General features: G+C 46.5%; 2 protein-coding genes and 1 pseudogene. All 3 read right to left on the bottom strand.

Annotation, left to right across the window (positions count from 1 at the left end; genetic code table 11):
* A partial coding sequence (locus B7X71_RS15210) for an FtsW/RodA/SpoVE family cell cycle protein (protein ID WP_293601299.1) occupies positions 1-729 on the bottom strand: 729 nt, incomplete at its 3' end.
* On the bottom strand, positions 726-2,345 hold the full coding sequence (gene murD, locus B7X71_RS15215; protein ID WP_293599083.1) for a UDP-N-acetylmuramoyl-L-alanine--D-glutamate ligase: 1,620 nt from the start codon (positions 2,343-2,345) through the stop codon (positions 726-728). The genes murD and B7X71_RS15210, both read right to left, overlap by 4 nt.
* A 10-nt stretch (positions 2,346-2,355) precedes the next feature.
* Positions 2,356-2,454, bottom strand: a pseudogene (locus B7X71_RS15220) (phospho-N-acetylmuramoyl-pentapeptide-transferase); the annotation flags it as partial.

Here is a 2,454-nt window from a genome sequence, read left to right on the forward strand (position 1 = left end):
ACTCATGAGGCCAACCAAAATCAAACCACCAAATAACTTGGCATTAATGCCGCCCAAGAATAAAATTCCAAAGGCAATTAAGGCAACCACAACAAATGCACCCATATCGGGTTCAGCCATGAGCAAGCCACCAACCAAGGCAACCGCAATGCCCATTGGCAACATGCCTTTCACAAATGAGTGGAGATACTCTTGGCGCTGCACCGTATAACTTGCAGCAAAAATCACTGCAGCAAATTTCATTAATTCAGATGGCTGGAAATTCATGAGACCCAATGGGATCCAACGCTTAGCACCATTCACGCCTTTTCCAACACCAGGAATAAGTACCGCAATTAACAGGAGAACCGTAAAGCCAAAAATGATTGGGGAATAACGATCCCAAACATGGGTTGGGATTTTAAATACCCAAATAGCAACACCAATGGCAATGGCTAATGAAATGCAATGGCGAATCAAGAAATAATTACTGCTGTAGTTTGCGTACTTAGGACCATCAGCCAAAGTAATCGATGCAGAGTAGACCATCACTAAACCAATTAAGGCTAGTGACAATACCGCCCAAACTAATAACTGGTCATAGTCCATCATGCGTGAGCGAGTTTGCTCAACACCAGAAACTGCATCTCTCAAGCCGCTTCGGAAATTGTCTATCCCACCTCTGGAGAAATTCCAGAAGCGGCCAAGGCCCAACCTATTCTCAGGAAAAAGTTTTTCCTTCAAACTCATGCATCTGCTCCTTGGAATTGCATTCCCAGCTCTTCAACTTCAGCAACAAACGCCTCTGCGCGTGCTACGTAATCGCTAAACTGGTCAAAGCTGGCGCAAGCCGGTGAGAGCAAAACAATATCGCCAGACTGAGCTTGTTGTGCAGCTGCAGTCACTGCATTTTGTAAAGTCTCACTCATCACACAGGGGACTGAGTCGGCCAAAGCCTCAGCAATAATTGGGGCGTCCTTGCCAATTAGGAAAACACCTTTTACAAAACGTAGCGCAGGATCGCGTAAGGGACCAAAGTCTTGACCCTTGCCTTCTCCACCAGCAATTAACCAGATCCGCTTGCCAGACTCATTGGCGCTTAAGCCATTTAATGCAGCTACTGTTGCTCCTACATTGGTGCCCTTACTATCGTCCACATATTCAACATTGGACACAATGGACACACTTTGAACGCGATGAGGCTCACCTTGGTAATCACGCAATCCATGCAAGAGCATATTCATCGGCAAACCAGCTGCTCGTGCTAAGGCTAGTGCAGCCAATGCATTCAAAGCGTTATGACGACCACGAATGCGTAAGGCATCAGAAGGGATTAAACGCTTTAGTCTTAATGGCTCGTCCTCTACAACGGCTACTTTGCGACGGCGTTTTGGCTGTGGCTCAACATCTTCGTCCACCTCGGCCCAGACCAGCCAATCAATTCCACCGGCACGCAGATCATGCTCAATTCCAAAAGCGCCCTGCTCATCAGGACGACTAGCGCCAAAAGTAATGACTGATTGATTGGCTTTTTGCTCATCGGTGAGCAAATTCATGACTAGTGAATCGTCACGATTCAAGATACAGATTGTGTCTTGTCCAAAGATATTGGCTTTTGCATCAACATAGGCCTGCATATCCCCATGCCAATCCAAATGATCTTGGGTAATATTTAATACAGTAGCTGCCGTTGCATTAAAAGTGCTCGTATAAACCAGTTGGAAGCTGGAGAGTTCAAGCACCCAAATCTCTGGCATATCGGCAACTTGATCAGACTCATCCAAGCAAGACATCAGCTTATCTAAAGCGGCTGGGCTGATATTGCCAGCAACAGCAACACGCTTGCCAGCACGTTCACACAACTGCCCTGTTAGCGCAGTCGTTGTTGTTTTTCCATTAGTTCCGGTGATAGCCAATAGAGCTGGCTTATATTGAGATTCTTCAACCTGAGCCATACGATTCAATGCAGCAATCGCTCTCGCAAAGAACTCCAACTCTCCCCAGATATCAATATTAGATTCTTGCACCTTAGCCAAGAAAGAAGCTATTGGCTCCTGCAGTGGTGATAGGCCAGGACTCATTCCGATAACATCGACACCCTTTAAATGAGCGTCATCAAGAGGTCCAAAGTAAGCCTCTTTGAGTCCCGCAAATTGAAGATCCGCCAACCATGCTTTTTGGCGCTCATTTAACTGCTCACGATCACGTGTATCGGCCAAGCTGACTTTTGCGGCATTCCTCAAGCACCACTTAGCCATGGCATAACCAGACTCTCCCAATCCTAGGATTAAGAAATGCTGAGGCGCTTGATAGCCCTCTTCTGCGATAAGAGCTGGGTTAGCGAAGGCTTGGTCTAAGTTATGCATATTCTTTGGCTTACCTTAATTTCAGGCTGGAGAGGCCAATGAGGACTAATAAAATGGTGATGATCCAGAAGCGAACTACCACTTGTGTTTCGCGCCAGCCACCCAATTC

Source organism: Polynucleobacter sp. 39-46-10 (genome assembly GCF_002282275.1).

Excerpts from the sequence above, each read along its gene's own strand:
- murD (WP_293599083.1), bottom strand. The coding sequence starts at position 2,345 with ATGCATAACTTAGACCAAGCCTTCGCTAACCCAGCTCTTATCGCAGAA.